Below are 17,175 nucleotides of genomic sequence, written 5' to 3' on the forward strand. Positions count from 1 at the left end.
CGCACCGTTCAGGCAAAAGACAGGAGCATCCATGAAATTCGACATCGAAAACGCGCTTTCACGACCCGAGGCGCTTGAGGCCATTATCTCGCGTTGGACGCCTCAAAGGGAAACCGAGACCGTTCCCATTGAGCGCTCGCTCGGGCGCGTCCTTGCGCAAGACTGCCACGCTCAGCACAGCCTTCCCGTTCACCGCACGTCGGCAGTCGACGGCATTGCCGTTCGCTCGTCCGACTTCGAGGAAGGCGCTCCCAACACGGCCCTCTGGAAACGAGGGGAAGACTTCGCCCAGGCCGACACCGGCGACGACTTCCCCGACGAGTTCGACTCCGTCATAGCCATCGAGAACGTCACGCTCAACGAAAACGGCGGCTTGACCCTTCCTGCAGCCTACGAGTTCAAGAAGGAGTCGGGCATCAAGCGCGCTGGGTCGTTCATGCAAGAGGGCGAGCTTTTGTCCCGCGCGGGAGACACCCTCACGCCGAAGCTCATGGCGATCCTCGCCGCTGGTGGCTGGAGCTCAGTTCCTGTGATCTGCAAGCCGAAAATCGCCTATATCCCCACGGGCAACGAGCTCGTCTCCGTGGGAACCGCCCCTTCGCGCGGGCAGAACATCCAAACGAACTCCGTGATGCTGCGCGCTTGCTTTGAGCAGCTCGGCGCCGAGATGATCGAGTTCGGCATTGTGCCCGACGTGCGCGAGCAGCTGGGAGCTGCCATAGACGAAGCCCTCTCGAAGGCCGACATCGTCATTGTCAACGGCGGCTCGTCGCGCGGGTCGGAAGACTACAACTCCGAGCTCCTCGAGGAGCGGGCGACGTATTTCTCACACGGCATCAAAGCCGTTCCCGGTAGGCCCATTGGCTTGGCCATCGTTAACGGCAAGCCGGCAATCAACGTACCCGGCCCCATGATTGCCGCCGCTCTTGCGCAAGACTGGCTTATATCTGGGCTGATCAGGGCTTTCTACGGCCAAACCGCCGCACCGCGCGTGAAACGGCCCGCTGTGCTCGACGCGCCACTGAGGGGTCGCCCCAGCTTCGAGCACCTTGCCCGGCTCGTCGCGCACGAAGTCGACGGCGTGCTTCACGCCGCTCCCGCGCCGAACGGCTGCACGCTCGCGCAAAACATCAGGGAAGTGAACGCCTTTGCGGCGGTTCCCGCAGGTGTCAAGCTCGAGGCGGGGCAAACCGTCGAAATAGAGCTGCTCGACACCGTCGATTGGGCGTAGCGGTGCGAGCTATTGCCGCACCGAAGCGCACATCCGAATCGAAACCCGAAGCGCCCACGAAACGCAAACAATAAGGAAGCTTGCGCTTGTCGAACCTAGTCGCAAAGCCCCTTTCGCTGCACTATTGCCACGTGAAGCCGCACTACTGCCACTCGCCTTCGCTACCGCTCCCCCTCGGGTTTGATGGCCACGTGAACCGCGGCGATGCCGCCGGTGTAGTTCTTCCACGTCACCTCGGCGAAACCCGCCTGCTTCATTAAGTTGGCAAGGCCCTGCTGGTCGGGAAACGCCTTGATGGATTTCGTCAAGTACACGAACCCCGCCTTGTCGCCGGTGATAAGACCGCCCCAAAACGGAATGAGGTGCTTGAGGTAGAAGTTGTACAGCGCACGCCACGCGGCGTTCGGCGGCGTGGAGAACTCCAGGCACACCAGCGCACCGCCGGGCTTGAGCACGCGATACATCTCGAAAAGCGCGCGCGGGCGGTCAGGCATGTTGCGAATGCCATACGCCATGATCGCGGCATCGTAGCTTTCGTCGGCGTACGGTATATCCTGCGCATCTACCACTTCGAACGCCGCGGGCACGCCCGCACACGTCGCGTCGCCTGCGGGCGTGCGCGGCTCGCTTGCCAGGTGTGCGCGCGCAACATCGAGCATCTCGGGAACAAGGTCGGTGCATTGAATGTGCGTCGGGTGGCTCGCGCGAAGCACCGCGAACGTCACATCACCCGTGCCACCAGCAATGTCTAGCACGTCGTCGGCTAGGCTAATAGGCGCCTGGCGCATCATGCCCGCAAGCCACAGCTTATAAGCGCCAAAGCTCGAAATGACGTTGAATCGCTCGTATTTCTTCGTAATGGACGAGAAAATATCCTTCACGCGCTCAGATGAAAGGGGTCAGTCACTTTTTTCGTGGGATTGGCCGCTTAGGCACCGCCCAGATACCGTGACAGCCCTGAGGTGAAAGGTGTCTTCCTATATGATGTGGTTTCATCCTCCACGATGAACAGACCATCAAAAGAAAGACACCGAACGGACTATGCCATGCTCGCGGCCCCCGCGGGCCATCTGACCATGCCGTCCCTGCTCCCCGGCTTCATCCAAGACGGGGTCGGGACCGCCACGCTGCCCTCCGGCCGCGCCGCCGCCGTGTTCAAGGGGTGCCTCGACGACGCATCCGTCGACAGGGCGTGCGCCGTGGGCCAGGCACGGCAAGAGAAGCAGGTCGTCTACGACTTCGTGGAGCACGTCGGGCTCGGGTGGATGGCCAAGGACGAGGCGGTAACCTGCGACGCGAACCCGGACCTCTGCGAGGGCCTCCCGGAGAGGCGCCCTCGCGCGAGACGCCGCTCGGGAAGGACGGCGAGGCCGCGGAGGGCAAGGTCGCCAAGAAGGGCTCCACGCTGTTCGGCGCGGAGGACGCCCGCCGCGGCGGCGGGCGCGTCGGGCGCTGCGAGGCACTCCCGGCGTCGAACTCGCCGCTGCTCACCCTGGAGCCGGTGAAAGAGCAGCTCGACGCTGCCTACAGGCTCCGCGACGAGCACGGCATGCGGCTCGCCGTCGACGACATCGTGGCCGTGCGCGGGGACGCGGGCGACAGCCGCTTCCGCCGGTTCGCCAACCTGCTGGCCAACCACATCGACGGCATCGCCGGCCATGCGACCCGCGCCATCTCCTCGGGGAAGGTCGAGGGCGCGAACAACCGCATCGAAACGATAAGACGGCAGGGATACGGCTACCCGGACGGCGAGTGCTTCTTCCTGAAGATCATCGACTCAAGCAGGAGAAGACACGTCGAGAACCCCAAATCCCACAGATTTTGCGACTGACCCAAAACAAAGAAGCCGATGCCTCTAAGGCAGGCACACTTTTTGTCCTATAAGCAGAAGCCGAGGGATTCCTCGGCTTCTCAGTGATTGCGATATGATGCGTAAGCTGGACTTACAGGGCCTTCTTGGCAACCTCGACCACAGCGGTGAAAGCGGCAGGGTCGTTCACAGCCATGTCGGCGAGCACCTTGCGGTCGAGCTCGACGCCGGCCTTCTTGAGGCCGTTCATGAACACGGAGTAGGACAGGCCGTTGATGCGGGCAGCAGCGTTGATGCGGGTGATCCAGAGGCGACGGATGTTGCGCTTCTTATTGCGACGGTCGCGGTACATGTACTGAAGCGAGTGCTGGACCTGCTGCTTCGCTGCACGGTAAGAACGGGACTTCGCGCCGTAGTAACCCTTTGCACGGCTGAGAACGGTGCGGCGCTTTTTGCGGGCGTGGATAGAACGCTTGATGCGTGCCATAGTATTATCTCCTTAAAGAACTGAAAACGAACTAGCGGATGCCGAGATTGCGGCCGACGACCTTGGCGTCTGCCTTGGAGAGCTCGGTCTCGTTGCGGAAGTTGCGCTTGCGCTTCTGGCTCTTCTTGGTGAGGATGTGGCTCTTGAAAGCCTTCGCACGCATGATCTTGCCGGAACCGGTGACGCGGAAACGCTTGGCGGTACCGCGGTGGGTTTTCATCTTAGGCATTATTCGTCCTTTCCTTCTGCTTTCTTGTTGGTCTCTTTTTTCTTCTTCGCCGCACCGGGCAAAGGAGCGATGAGCATGTGCATGTTGCGCCCTTCCATCTTGGGCTGGTTCTCGACAACCGCAACGTCTTTGAGGTCGTCAGCCAAACGCTCGAGAATGGAAAGACCCTGTTCGGGGTGAGCCATTTCGCGACCGCGGAACATGATGGTGATTTTCACCTTGTTCCCCGCGTCCAAGAAGCGAAGCACATGCTTCTTCTTGGTGGTGTAGTCGCCCACGTCGATCTTCGGGCGGAACTTCATTTCCTTGGTCTCGATCTTGCTCTGGTTCTTGCGAGCCTGCTTTGCCTTGATGGCCTGATCGTACTTGAACTTTCCGTAGTCCATGATGCGGCAGACCGGCGGCTCGGCGTTCGGGGCGATCTCGACCAAGTCGAGATTCTGGTCATCCGCGACACGTTGAGCTTGCGCCACCGTGTAGATTCCCAGCTGCGCTCCGTCAAAGCCGATCAGACGGCATTCACGTGCAGTGATCTCGTCATTGAGCCGTGGCTCCTGAGCAGCTATCGCGCTCACCTTCCTTCCTCTTGCGCTTGTGCGCAACAAAAAACCCGCAGGCACGGCCGCGGGTTTCGCAATTCAAAGGATGTGCGCAAGGCACGTTATTGAAGCGACCCATCAGCAGCCGAAGCGCCGAAACAGGTGGAGAGCTTTCGCCCTCGCTTGAATACAGCCGTTACAGTATAGAGCCCTCGCGCGGCAAACGCAAGGGCTCATTTGCTATTTATGCATTGATGTACACATAAATGATGCGGATCGTGTCGGCGAGGTTGCCCGAGGCGTTCGCCACCGAGTAGTCATAGGAAAGGACCGCCGACCACGTATGGGAGACGCCGTTGATATCGATGTCACCCGAGAACGGGCAATATTCCTTCACCAACGTGGTTCCGTCCGACGCGTAGGTGGAATACTCCGTCTTGTCGGCTGGGAGCGACACCGTGCCCGCGGGGACGGAGATGCCTGCCTCCTGAAGCGTCTTCTCGATGATCGACTCGTTTTTCACCGCGTCTGAGAACGAGAGCGTGCCGTAGCCGAGCGACGCCGTGCCGGCGGAATAGCCCGCCTGAACGACCGCCCCGTCCTCGTCGAGGCCCAGATACAGCGTCGGCGTGCCCGTGCGCGTGTCGGCAGGCTCGTCGGTCAAGGCCACGCGAACTTCGGTCTTGATGGGGTTGCCCTCCTCGTTGACCTCGTTCGACACGGTAACCTGAGCGCCACGCCCAACCTTGGCGAGCGCATCGTCTTGCGTGCAGCCCAAAAGCTCGGTCAAGTTCGGTGCGCTCGTCTTCTTCACGGTCGACGTGGCGTCGTTTCCTTCGCTTCCCGCCTGCAGCGAGCTCGTATCCTGGTTCGATTGCTGCTGCTGGGTCTGCTGGTAGGCGGCCGTCTGCGCGGTTTGGAACAGGCGGACGGCGAAGTACCCGCCGGCGGCGAGCAGAAGCACGAGCAGCACCACGACCACAATGAGGATGCGACGCATGCGGCGCGATTTGCGCATGTAGGAGGGGATTTCCTCCTTTGCAGCCGAAGAGTGGCGCCCGCGCGCGGGAGCGGGGTCGGCGGGAACGTCGGGGTCGAACGTCGAGGGCTCGACCACGGGCTCGAGGCTCTCGAGCGCATCGGGGTATTCGTCCTCGTCGTCGCCTTTGTAGCTGAAACCGCCCGCGTGTGCCCCCTGGGAAGAGCCGCGCGCTTCGCCTGCGGTATAGGCATCATCCGCGTCAAGCGGCGCGCCCGCATCGGAAGAGCCGTCCTGCGCGTCCCACGCATCGGCTGCGTAGGGGTCGTTGCCCGCAATCGGGGCAAAGCGGTCCGTCCTCCCTGGCTTATCGTCCGCGAAGGCGTCTTCCTCGAAGGCTATCTCGCCCTCCTCGCCGGAATAGGCGTGCCGGCCCCCTTCCGACCAGCCGTCATCGCCTATGGGCGCGAACGCCTGGGTCAATCCGATGTCGTTCGAGCGATCGACCTCGCCCTTGCGCATCGCCTGATCGTCTCTGCCTTCTGTTGCTTTTCCAGTGTGTTTCGGCATTGCGATACCTTTCAATCTCTTCGCAGGTCACAGGCCCTTCTAGCCCATAAACGCCACGTAGTACACGATGAATGCGGCGATTCCTATGAGGGCCACCGCGATAATGCCCTTCTGCATGCCGGACATCTTGGTGCCCTCGAGGTCCGCAAGCGTCGTCTCCTCGTAACCCTTGCGAGCAGGGGCGGACGCCTTACGAGCAGGCTTGTCGGCTTTCGCGGCACGCTCGGGAGCAGGGGTGGAAACTCTCTCGGCGGGAGCGGCACCTGCCGAAGCGCGATCGGCGAAGCCTTCCCCACCGTCAACCACGGACGTCTTGTTCGCCGCGCTCGCTGCCGCCTCGTCTCCTGCGGGCTGCGCTGCGGACTCGCCTTCCCCATAGCTGCGAAAACGGGGGGCGCCCGCTTCGATCACAACATCGTCCTCGTCGTCGGACGCAACGCTGATATGCGAGAATTTTTGGGCGTCTCCAGTCACGGCCTTATCCTTTCCGTCGTCTTCGCACGATTATAGATGATTGGCCCAAGCCGTTGCGTCTTCCCTGCGATATATCCACGTTGCCCCCAGGCGGCGGGGCGCGTTGTGCGACAATAGGAAGCGAACGAGAAGCCCTTCCGAGAAAGACGTCCTATGGAACTCACCCCTTGTAAAACCGTGCACGGGTTCACCGTGCGCACCACCTCCGACCTGCCCGAAATCGACGGGCGCGCCTACGTGCTCGACCACAACGCCTCGCGCGCGCAGCTGCTCTACCTGCAAAACGACGACGCGAACAAGGCGTTCTCGATCGCTTTCAAGACACCGCCCGCGAACGACACGGGCGTCTTCCACATCCTCGAGCACTCGGTGCTTTGCGGCTCGGACAAGTTTCCCGTGAAAGAGCCCTTCGTAAACCTGCTCAAAAGCTCGATGCAGACGTTCTTGAACGCTATGACCTACCCCGACAAGACGATCTACCCCGTGGCGAGTACCAATGAGCAAGATCTTTTGAACCTCATGGACGTCTATCTCGACGCCGTGCTACACCCCGCCATCTTCCACAAGCGCGCGATCTTCGAGCAGGAAGGCTGGCATGTGGAACTCGCCGGCGAGGAGGGCTCGGGCAAGCTCGCCTACAACGGCGTAGTGTATAACGAGATGAAAGGCGCGCTCTCCGACCCCGAGTCGATTCTCTACGACGAGCTTTCGGCGACGCTGTTCCCCGACACGGCGTACCGCTTCGAGTCGGGCGGCAAGCCCTCCGCCATCCCGACGCTATCCTACGAGGAGTTCCTCGACACCCACCGCCGTCACTACAACCTGGCCAACGCGAAGATCGTGCTCTACGGGAACATGGATATCGAGAGGTTCCTCGCTTTCCTCGACGAGCGCTATCTTGCGCCCGATGCCGCCGAGGCAGGCGCCGATGGTGCACCGAACCCGCTTGAGCTGCAGGCGCCCGTCATGTCATTCGGGAACAAGACGCCCATGAAGACGGCGCCCGAGAACGCCTGCTGCGCGGTCGGCTTCGTGGCGGGAACCGCCGCCGACAGAGAGCGCATGATCGCAATGGACATCCTGCTCGACGCGATCTTCGGCTCGAACGAAGCGCCTGCGAAGCGCGCGCTGCTCGACGAGAACCTCGCCTGCGACATCGTCGCCTACATGGCCGACGCCATGTTGCAGCCTTTTGCCGTCGTGCAGGCAAAAGGCCTTGAGGAAGACGCCGCCGAGCGCCTGCGACCTGCGCTTTCTCGTGTGCTTACAGAGCTTGCGGACGGCGCGCTCGACCACGACGTGGTGGCGGCTGCTCTCTCGCATGCCGAGTTCGTGATGCGCGAGCAGAACTTCGGGATCGCCGACGGCGTGGCGCTCGCGTGCTCGTGCATGGCCGGCTGGCTCTACGACGACGATGCCGCGCTCGATTATCTGCGCTACGAGGATGCGTTCGAAAGCCTGCGCAAGAAGCTCGACGAGGGCTACTTCGAGCAACTGATTCGCGAGGTGTTCCTGGAGAACAACCACGTAGCCGACGCGGAGGTTGTGCCTGTTGACAAGGCCCCCGATGACGACGATGCCGCGGCCACCCGCTTGGCCCAGATGGAACGCAAGCTCGACGACAAGCGGATCGCCGCGATCGAAGCCGACGTCGCCGCCCTTCGCCGTGCACAGGAGGAGCCCGACTCGCCCGAAGCGCTCGCGACCCTTCCCCGCATGCGCGCAAACGACATCGAGCAAGCGCCCGCAGAGCCCGCTTTCCGCCTCGACGAATCGGGAGAGATTCCCGTGATCAGGCACGATGTGGCGACGCGCGGCATCGTGTACGCGTATCGCTACTACGGCCTGGAGCGCCTTGCCTTCGAGGAGCTGCCCTATGCGAAGATTCTCGCCATGGTGCTCGGCAAGCTTGCGACGAGCAAGCACACCGCGACGGAGATCGACACGCTCACGCAGGCGAAGCTCGGAAACCTCGCCTTCTACACCGAGGCGCACGAGCGGGAAGACGACCGCAGCGCGCTTTCCCCGAAGCTGACCGTGTCGTGCTCGACGCTCGCCGAGAACGCCGAGTGGGCGGCGACGCTACCGAGCGAGATCATCGAAGAGACGCTTTACGACGACTTTGGCAAGATCCGCGACATCCTCGTGCAGAAGCGCGTCAGCATGGAGCAGAATTTCGCGAACGCTGGGCACACTGCAGCGATGGCGCACGTCGCGTCCTACTACCTGCCCGCCGCCGTCGTGCGCGAGCAGATCGACGGAGTGGGTTTCTATCGGTTCCTGAAGCGCACGCTCGCCACGTTCGACAATGAGAAGGAAACTCTCGCCACGAAGCTTACCGAAGTGGCGCGCCGCATCTTCACCGACGACAACTGCACAATCGGCTTCACGGGCAAGGACGACGATTTTAACCGCGTGATGGGCGCGGGAATGGCCACGGGCCGCACCGGGGAGCCGGGCTGCACGGCGCGCCTCGTCGTGCCCGAACCGCAGGTCCCCGCAACCGGCGAGGCGTTCGCCGTGCCGACGGACGTGACCTACACCGCGCTCGGCTTCGACCGCCGCTTGCTCGGAGTCCCCTATTCGGGCGCCTGGCTCGTGGCGTCGAGGGCGCTATCCTACGACTTTTTATGGAACGAGGTGCGCGTGAAGGGCGGCGCCTACGGAGCAGGGTTCTCGCCCACCCGCACGGGCAACCTGCGCTTCTACTCGTATCGCGACCCGCATGTCGACGAGACCCTCGAGCGCTTCCGCGCGGCAGGCGCGTGGCTTTCCGATTTCAGCCCGAGCGAACCGGAGATGGACGGCTACATCGTCTCGACCGTCGCGGGCCTCGACGCGCCATTGAAGCCCCGCGAGCTCGCGCGGCGCCAGGACGGCTACGTGTTCGCGCACATCGACCCGGCAGAGCGCCTGGTCACGCGTTCACAGGTAGCAAATGCGACCATCGAAGAGGTGCGGGCGCTCGGAGACGCCGTGAGCCAGGCGGCGAGCAAGAACATTGCCTGCGTGTTCGGCAACCGCGAGATCATCGAGAGCGCGAAGGCCGACTTCACTGTGGTGGACTTGCTCGGAGAGTAAGGCTTGCTTGTCGGGTGCGGGCCGAAAGCGCCTGCGCCCGAGGCGTGCCCAACCGCGCCCGCATGATTCGAGCCCGCATTGCGAGTCGGAAAAGTACATCGAATTGAAGAGATTCTGGCACGAAATCGCTGCTCTAAATGCGAAACGCCTCCGAAAGGAGGCGCTTCAACTAATGAAGCATTTCCACTTGTGAGTTGCGGATCGGGCAATGGCAAGCCGCCACCTGAGGTGGTGCAGCTTACGAAGCCTTCACGGCGTTCGACCCAGCCGAGGACGCGCCTCCCGACGTCGTATCGGTCGAGGTAGCACCCTGCGCGCTCGCACCAGCAGACGCCGCGTCGGTCGAGGTTGCGCCGTTCGTCGTCGAGTCCGATTTCGCCTTCGCGCCCGATGTCGCCCCAGCGGTGAGCTTCACCGACGAGAGGTCCATGTTGCCGCCTAGCCACTTCGACTGGATAACACTCATCACTCCATTGGAGTTCAGAGAGCTCACGGCGTTGGCGATGGCGGTCTTCAAGTCAGAGTTGCTATCGAGCACACCGACGCAATAGCCACTCGGCTGCTGCATGAGCGCGATAATGCTCGCGTTGATGTTCGACCCGTTCGCATAGTACTTGCCGATGACCGCGTCGGCGGCAACGTATTGCACCTGTCCCGAGCTCAAAGCCGCGAACGCCTCTTTCGGGCTGGAGGTGGAGGTGAGCGACGTGTCGCCGAACTCGTTCATGACGGCCCAAGCGCTCGTGGAGGAAACCTGCGCGGCGAACTTGGCACCAGTCGTCGCAGTCGGAACAGCAGCGTTCTCCGACATGGCGAAGAGCGCGATGCCCGTGGGCAGATAAGAGTCGGATTTCCAGAACGAACCGTCAGTCGAGGACTTGTCGATGCCGAGCACGATGTCGACCGACCCGTCCTTGAGCGCGCCTTCGGGATCGCTGCCCGTATCGACGATGGAAAGCTTCAGGCCGAGGCTGTCCGCAATGGCAGCGGCCACGTCGACGTCGATGCCAACGATCTTGTTGCCCGACATGCCGGCGAGCGGGGCGCGGCCCGTGTTCACGCCGACGCGCAAAACGCCGGCTTCCTTAATGGTCGGCGATTGAACCTGAGGGGTCTTCGTCTCGGGCTCGTAAGTGGAATCGGTCGAGCAGCCCGTCATTGCGAACGCAAGAGCCATGGCGCAACCGATCGCCACGCATAGGATAGCTTTCCGAAAACGCTTCGTCACCGTAACCTCCGTCTGTTCCTTTTCATGCGCTTCTTTCGGCTGACCTAGTCTTTGCCCCCACACTCGCGCACTGGGTCGTGAGCTTGCACCCGTAGTACCTCTCGCCCGCGGCGGCCTTGTGCCGCACGAAAATGGGATCGGGCGGTGCGACTTACCTCTAGGACGCGCCATGCTCGCTGCGCGCAAAACGCGCAACTTACGTGGATCCTTTCGACCGCGTCTGCCTTGGACTGAGAAACGCCCGGAGCGTTTCCGCAACTACAGACCCGAAAGAAGCACGTTTCAGTGTAGCAGAACGGCAACAGCGAATAGAAGCACACACATCATTCCACATGGAAGTGGGGAAAGAAGACGCTTGGGGTAATATGGGGGCAAACGAATGCATGGCAACGAGAAGGTCGTACGCCAAAGGGGGTTTCCATGCTTTTCCCACTCAGCATCATCGAACCCTGCCTCGAGAAGGCGGGCGTGCCCATCGAGGTCCCTCCCGATTGGGCTCTGCGCACGTTTTCCTATGCCAGCAGCGACACCTCGGCAATCGAAGAGGACGACGGAGAGCAGGCGCTTCTCGTCGCTTCCTTCAGCCAGGCGCTCAAGATGGCAGGCGACGGCCAAACACGCCCGGTTCTCGCGGTCACCGCAGCCGACGACGCGAAGGACCCGGCAATCGATAGCGAACGAGCAGCGTTTCCCCTCGTCGTCACCTCACTTTCCCCCGCCGCTGTCTGCAGCACGGTCAACCGCTACCTCGTGGGCATCCGGGAATGGGATGCCGAGATGTCGCGCCTTGTCCTCTCCAATTGCTCGACCCAGCAGCTCATTGACCTGAGCGAGAAAGTGCTAGGGAAATACATCGCCCTCTCCGATGCTCTCTATGCGCGCGTCGCCGCGACACCGCACTTCCCTCCGCTCGACAACATGAGCCGCGCGCTCATCGAGACGGGTAGCTATCCGACCTCGATGATCCCCCAAATCGAGCGCCTCGCCCAAGACCAGCGCTGGCATACGCAAAACAAAAGCCACCTCGACCAGGGAGGCAACGCCATCAACCCACTCCCCAACATGTCGCGGATATATCGCCTCGGGGGAAATTATGCAGCACATCTCGTTATGGTCTCTTCCGAAACATTCAAGCCTTGGCAGCAGTTCCTGTTTAACCTGCTCGCCGACCAAATCGGTACTTGCCTCGATCGATTTTGGCAAACGACCCTCCCCTCGCGAGATAAAGGGGCGGCGTTTCTTTCGTCGATACTGAACGATAACATCCACGACCCCTACGATTTCAAAGAGAAGGCTCGCCTGTTCGGCCTGCCGGTCGAGGGAGTTTTCGAGATAGCGGTAATCACGGGCGCCGAAGAGTGCGGCGGCGTCGCGCACATCGCACATCAGATTCGCACGGGGCTCCAAGCGTGCCGCACCGTGATAGCCGACCAACGCATCTATGTACTGATGATTTCGGCAAAGCGAAGTTCAAAGAAGATTGCCAGCATGGAAGAAGCGCTGTTCGAGGCAGTTTCCCGCCTTAAGGCGAAGATAGGGCTTTCCTCGCGTTTCGACCTGCTCGAGTACTGCCATATGGGGCGCATGGAAGCGGATGTTGCCCTGGAGTACGGCCAGAAGAACTATTCGAAGTACCTCGCCTTGCAGTCCAGCGAGCCCTACATCGACTGCGTCTTCCGATTCAACCGCTATTTCCCCTGCTACCTGGTTGATCCGTACGCTGACACCGCAGAGTTCATCGCGAAGTACGCCGCATCCCCCAATCTCGTGAGCAGGCTCCGCCGCGCCGACGAGGAGAACGGGACCAACGATTTCGGCCTCTTAAAGATCTACCTCTATTTCGACCGCAGCGTGAAGAAGACGGCCGAGCTTTTGAACATGCATCGCAATACCGTAGTGTATCGACTCAACAAGATCAAAACCGACTACCGAATCGACCTGGACAATTGCGACACACGTCTCTTCCTTCACTACCTTTTCGGAATCATGGATTAACGGGCCCACATTACCAAATCCCAGACTGCCTCGCCCCGAATCAGCCTTTATAGAGATGGTTGCCGTCTGGCCATCTGCAGGGATGGAGCGCGCCCACTTGATTCTCGCGCACATTGTACATGCAGGGGATGTCGCACAAAAGGCCCGTCCAATTGCAACGGAGTCGCTCGCGAGGAGGCAGGGCGGCGCCGCAGCGGGGGCATACCCACTTCTCGTAGCGACCGCGCATCACGAGCCTGCCGCACGCCTTGCAGACGACTGGCTTGGGATGAGGCGGCCGGCACTTCCCGCAAAAGGGATTGCAGCTCATACAGCCCATGGCAAGATTCCTTTCCCGCGACGCAAGTCGGCCCGCACACGAGGAACGGCCGACAGGCGCTCTGACGGATACGGCTCGCCATCGACGACACAAGCCGGCCCGCGCGCACGAAGCGAGCAAAGCCGGCTTGCATCAGGCGAGGTCGCTGTGAAGCTAGTGCTTCTCTACAGCGAGTAAATCATCGACTTCGGGTACTTCTCGGCGTATTTCACAAGCTCTTCGAGCGGCCCGTATTCCATGACGCCCGCCTGGCAGTGATGCACGCAGGTGGGAAGGCGCCCCTCCGCCGTACGCTCAGTGCACAGGTCGCACTGGTGCGAGGGGTATGGGATGTAAGTGAACTCCCATTTGCCATCGAGCATCTGGCGCGGTCCGTCCTGCAGCACGTGCATGCCGAACTGACCCTTGGGAAGCTTATGCTCCTTCTTGCACGCCACCTCGCAGCTGTGGCAGCCGGTGCAGAACTCGTAGTTGATGAAAAGGCCGTTTGCGCTCATTTCCTGCTCCTCCTATTCCGCATCCGCGATCATCTGGGCAACGACCTGGGTAGGCGTCACCTTGCTGTTCTCTTCAGTTACCGGGTAGATCTTGCACAGCAGACAGCGATAGGGAGCGCCGTAGCCGGTTTCGCCGACCACGCACTGGGTGGTCAGATTGTTGATATTGACGTCCCAGATGCCCTGCAGGTTCGGCGCCGCTTCCTCGGTTTCGGGGAACGACCAGCCATGATCGGCGCAGATGGTTCCTTCCTTCATCGTCGGCACCAGGTGGGCGATCTGGCGGCAGCGGCCGCGCTGATTCTCAATCCACACCCATTGTCCATCTTCGATACCGTACTTCTCGGCGTCAACCGGGTTGATGTCGAAGGTCGGCTCGGGGCGGAATTCGCGCATCGTGGGCATATTGCGATGCTCAGAGTGGAAGAATTCCCAGTGGCGCTTGCCGGTGGTGAGCACGAGCGGGTACTCCTTGTAGAGTTCGGGCGCCGAAACGGGGCTCTCGGGCGGCTCCTCGAAATACGGCAGATCGTGGTAGCCGAGCGCACCCAGAAGGCAACTTTGAAGTTCGAGCTTGCCCGTCATCGTGTTGAATCCAGGCTGTCCGTCGGGGCGAAGCTTGCCCGACTCGTAACGGCGGTAGCCCTGGAAGTTGTACTCGTACATCATGTCCTTGAGCTCGGTCCAGGTGCGCGGTGCGTTGTCCTTTGCCAGCACCCAGTTGAGCAGGGACTCGACATCGTGCCACGGCACGTTGTCGCCGTTCAAGCGCAGGGAGAGGTCAACGAGAATCTCCTCGTCGGACTTCGCTTCCTCGTATTGGGTGATCTTGGTGATCGCACGGCTTGGGGTCCACCATTCGCGGAAGGAGTCGCGCTCGCAGCTCATGGCAACAGGCAGGACGAGGTCAGCGCAGGCAGTCGCGGTCGGGGTCATCCACATATCGGCAACCACGATGAACGGGCAGTTGAGCATCGCCTTGTAAACGCGCGGAGCCTCAGCAGCCATGTTCACGATGGGATTCGTGCCTGCAAGGTACATAACCTTGATCTGATAGGGCTGCTCGGTCTCGAGCTGAAGCAGGATCTCATCGCCTACAGCGCAGGCCGCAGCGCCGTACTTGTGCATCGGGTACTTCTCGACGCCGATACGCTTCTCCTGAAGTTCGGGCGAGATGAAGTAATTGTAGCCGCAGCCGTACAGGGCGTCGACGCCATAGGGGCCGGTCGCCAGGTAGTTGCCGCCGGGCACATCGACGTTGCCAGTGATGCCTTCGAGCACCATGAACGCGTGCGCCTGGCCAACGCCGTTCGGCGTCATGTCGGTCGAAAGGCCCCAATGGAAGGCCGAGGGCTTACCGGATGCGTAGAGACGAGCGGCACCGCGAATATCCTCGGCATCGACCCAGGCGATCTCGGCAGCCCATTCGGGGGTCTTGTCCTTCATCTCATCACGCAGTGCATCGAAGCCGTAGCACCAGTTCTCGACGAAATCGTGATCATAGAGGTCCTCCTCGATGACCACGTTGATCATGGCCATCGCAACGGCAGCGTCGGTGCCGGGACGGGGCTGGATGTTGTACTCGGCACGCGAGCCCATCCAAGTAACGCGCGGGTCGACGTTGATGAGCTTTGAGCCGCCTTCCTTCATGCAGTCGACAAGCCAGTGGCCGAGGAAGCCATCAGCGTTGGTCTTGACGGCATTGCAGCCCCACTGGAGGATGACCTCGGGGAACTTGTACTCGGGATTATCGTAACGACGCGGGTCGTACTGGCCGCAGTCGACGACAGCAGGGCCGCCCATAACGCCCACGGAAGCCGAGCAGCGCGGCAGGTAGCACGAGTCGCCAGAGAGGAAGCCGCAACCGAAGTTCGGACTCTTGAACGCAGAATACTCAAGCAGGGGGATTTGCCACACGACGTTGCGGCCAGTGCCTTCAAGGGCGACGATCGCTTCGGGACCGATTTCGTCCCAGGCAGCGCGGACATGCTCCTCGATCATGTCGTACGCCTCATCCCAGGAAATCTGCTCCCACTTGTTCTCGCCGCGCTTACCCACGCGCTTCAAGGGATGGCCCAAACGAGTCGGGTTGTTGATGGCTTCGTCGACCATGTTCAGGCAGCGCATGCACAGACGGCCGCGGCTGAACTCATCATTGGGGTCGCCCTCGATGTGGTCGACCTTACCGTCCTTGACGTAGAACAGCACGCCGCAACCTTCGTGGCAGCCAGGGCCCGTCCATTGCATGTTGCGGTAAACGTCGAACTCCCCTTCCTTCCAGTGCTTTTCCTTGCGATAGAGATTCTCGTTGAACTTCATCTTCTCGCCCTCTCTCCTCCTCGATGGAGACCCCCGTCAGGTCCCTCTCTGCCATGAAGTATAGGAAGCGCGAGAAGAGATGAGTATGTACCCAAAAACCAATAAAAGAGCGAGTTTTTGTATCATTGGCACATAACCAATGTCGAGAAAAAGAAGATGGCGCGAATAGCGCGGCGAAGCTACGACGCCTTGGCTAAAAACCAGGGGGTCCTGCCAGGTTCTTGCAAGGTTTTTGGGAATCGCGGGAGCGAACGGAAGGCGGAATATGCGCGCGCCCGGCAAAATGCTGCTGAGAAATCCCGCAGAAGAATGGCAATGCTGCCATAAGATTCCTTAAAAGGCTTGGAAAGCACGCCTGAAGAATGTTTCCATCGCGCCGCGTTTTGACAAGGCTCGCGCACATCATCTGTCAGGATCGCTCGTTACACTCCACATCATGACAGCCTTCGCGACAACCACCCTCGCCGACACCGCGCGCCTCTACGCCGAGGCAGCGGCGCAGGCTGTCGCGGAGACGCTTTGGCCCACCCGCTGCGCCATTTGCGATGAGCCCGGCGAACTTTTATGCGAACGCTGCAGAAGTGAACTTCCCTTCATCGACCTTTGGCGCGCATGCCCCATCTGCGGTGCCCCCTGGGGGCATACGCAGTGCACCGAGTGCAATCCCGTAATGCTTGCCGCAACGGGACGAAAAGCCGTGGCGTTCTCGAGCCTCGTAAGCCCCTTCGAACTCACTGAAAGCTCGCGGCGCATCGCCGTCGTCTACAAGGACGGGGGCGAGCAACGACTTGCAACGGAGATGGCGCGCTACATGGCACGCTACCTCTCCCCCGAGATTGCGAGCGAAGTGGCAGGGGTTACGTTCGTCCCCGCCTCGCGCAAGGCCCGGGCACGCCGAGGGTTCGACCACGCGAAGCTGCTCGCGCAGGAGGTGGCGCTCGTAATCGGGCGGCCCGTCATCCCCCTGCTTTCCCCGCCGTGCGCCCACGACCAGCGTGCGCTTTCCCGTCGCGCACGCATGGGGAACATGGCGCATGCCGTATCCGCCCTGCCGGGCGCAAGCGCGCCGGAAAGCATCCTGCTCATCGACGACGTGTGCACGACAGGCGCCACGCTGTTCGCCGCGTGCGACGCGATACGGGAAGCGGGCGGGCGCACCGTGCACTGCCTCACCTTCGCACGGGCTTGATGAGCGACAAGGGCACGCGCGTTCCCGCGACGTGGGCCCCTTCGCGAACTATGCCTTCCCGCGCCCAAAAGACGATATGAGTAGAACATTGTGAGCCCCTACTTCATGTCGTCTTCCTAATGACCGTGGATCATAGGCTGATAATGGTCGTGCGTCATTTATACAACCGGCAGTTTTTCCTAAGTTGCCACATACATGAGAGGGGCTCGCAATGAACCATGTTACTTC

At 61.3% G+C, this 17,175-nt stretch carries 14 protein-coding genes; 5 read left to right on the forward strand and 9 right to left on the reverse strand.

Going from position 1 to position 17,175, the window contains the following annotated elements:
- Window positions 1–31 precede the first annotated feature (31 nt).
- Window positions 32–1,231, forward strand: a complete 1,200-nt coding sequence (locus F8C90_RS03100; protein ID WP_170264512.1) for a molybdopterin molybdotransferase MoeA — start codon at window positions 32–34, stop codon at window positions 1,229–1,231.
- A gap of 161 nt (window positions 1,232–1,392) precedes the next feature.
- Here F8C90_RS03100 and F8C90_RS03105 read toward each other — a convergent pair whose 3' ends face one another.
- Window positions 1,393–2,112, reverse strand: coding sequence for a ubiquinone/menaquinone biosynthesis methyltransferase (locus F8C90_RS03105; RefSeq protein ID WP_158048985.1), 720 nt, complete (start codon window positions 2,110–2,112; stop codon window positions 1,393–1,395).
- 380 nt (window positions 2,113–2,492) lie between these two features.
- Between F8C90_RS03105 and F8C90_RS03110 the strand changes: the two genes are divergently transcribed.
- Window positions 2,493–3,062 (forward strand): transposase, encoded by a 570-nt coding sequence (locus F8C90_RS03110; protein ID WP_158048986.1) that lies wholly within the window; start codon window positions 2,493–2,495, stop codon window positions 3,060–3,062.
- A 112-nt stretch (window positions 3,063–3,174) separates the two neighbouring features.
- On the opposite strand, the gene rplT is transcribed toward F8C90_RS03110, so the two are convergent.
- From rplT to F8C90_RS03135, 5 genes are all read right to left on the reverse strand, one after another.
- Window positions 3,175–3,528, reverse strand: coding sequence for a 50S ribosomal protein L20 (rplT, locus tag F8C90_RS03115; protein ID WP_158048987.1), 354 nt, complete (start codon window positions 3,526–3,528; stop codon window positions 3,175–3,177).
- Between the two features lie 31 nt (window positions 3,529–3,559).
- Complete coding sequence (gene rpmI / locus F8C90_RS03120) at window positions 3,560–3,757, reverse strand: 50S ribosomal protein L35 (RefSeq protein ID WP_158048988.1); 198 nt, start codon at window positions 3,755–3,757, stop codon at window positions 3,560–3,562.
- Window positions 3,757–4,332, reverse strand: coding sequence for a translation initiation factor IF-3 (gene infC / locus F8C90_RS03125; protein ID WP_211361001.1), 576 nt, complete (start codon window positions 4,330–4,332; stop codon window positions 3,757–3,759). The genes rpmI and infC overlap by 1 nt, the downstream gene beginning before the upstream one ends.
- Before the next feature lie 208 nt (window positions 4,333–4,540).
- The gene (locus F8C90_RS03130) at window positions 4,541–5,845 is read right to left on the reverse strand and encodes a histone-lysine N-methyltransferase (protein WP_246155759.1); all 1,305 of its coding nucleotides are present in this window, start codon (window positions 5,843–5,845) and stop codon (window positions 4,541–4,543) included.
- Between the two features lie 39 nt (window positions 5,846–5,884).
- On the reverse strand, window positions 5,885–6,319 hold the full coding sequence (locus F8C90_RS03135) for a hypothetical protein (RefSeq protein WP_158048989.1): 435 nt from the start codon (window positions 6,317–6,319) through the stop codon (window positions 5,885–5,887).
- Between the two features lie 153 nt (window positions 6,320–6,472).
- On the opposite strand from F8C90_RS03135, the gene F8C90_RS03140 reads away from it, so the two are divergent.
- Entirely contained in the window at window positions 6,473–9,400 is a 2,928-nt protein-coding gene (locus F8C90_RS03140; RefSeq protein ID WP_158048990.1) for an insulinase family protein, read from the forward strand.
- A gap of 238 nt (window positions 9,401–9,638) precedes the next feature.
- Here F8C90_RS03140 and F8C90_RS03145 read toward each other — a convergent pair whose 3' ends face one another.
- On the reverse strand, window positions 9,639–10,577 hold the full coding sequence (locus F8C90_RS03145; RefSeq protein WP_170264513.1) for a substrate-binding periplasmic protein: 939 nt from the start codon (window positions 10,575–10,577) through the stop codon (window positions 9,639–9,641).
- A gap of 471 nt (window positions 10,578–11,048) precedes the next feature.
- Here F8C90_RS03145 and F8C90_RS03150 point away from each other — a divergent pair, with 471 nt between their 5' ends.
- Entirely contained in the window at window positions 11,049–12,623 is a 1,575-nt protein-coding gene (locus F8C90_RS03150) for a PucR family transcriptional regulator (RefSeq protein ID WP_158048992.1), read from the forward strand.
- A 483-nt stretch (window positions 12,624–13,106) separates the two neighbouring features.
- Here the strand turns inward: F8C90_RS03150 and F8C90_RS03155 are convergent, their stop codons facing one another.
- Entirely contained in the window at window positions 13,107–13,439 is a 333-nt protein-coding gene (locus F8C90_RS03155; RefSeq protein WP_158048993.1) for a 4Fe-4S dicluster domain-containing protein, read from the reverse strand.
- 12 nt (window positions 13,440–13,451) lie between these two features.
- Window positions 13,452–15,758 (reverse strand): molybdopterin-dependent oxidoreductase, encoded by a 2,307-nt coding sequence (locus F8C90_RS03160; RefSeq protein ID WP_158048994.1) that lies wholly within the window; start codon window positions 15,756–15,758, stop codon window positions 13,452–13,454.
- A 436-nt stretch (window positions 15,759–16,194) separates the two neighbouring features.
- Between F8C90_RS03160 and F8C90_RS03165 the strand changes: the two genes are divergently transcribed.
- Entirely contained in the window at window positions 16,195–16,947 is a 753-nt protein-coding gene (locus F8C90_RS03165; RefSeq protein ID WP_158048995.1) for a double zinc ribbon domain-containing protein, read from the forward strand.
- The last annotated feature ends 228 nt before the right edge of the window (window positions 16,948–17,175 follow it).

This window comes from Ellagibacter isourolithinifaciens (assembly GCF_008831035.1).
GTDB lineage: Bacteria > Actinomycetota > Coriobacteriia > Coriobacteriales > Eggerthellaceae > Ellagibacter > Ellagibacter isourolithinifaciens.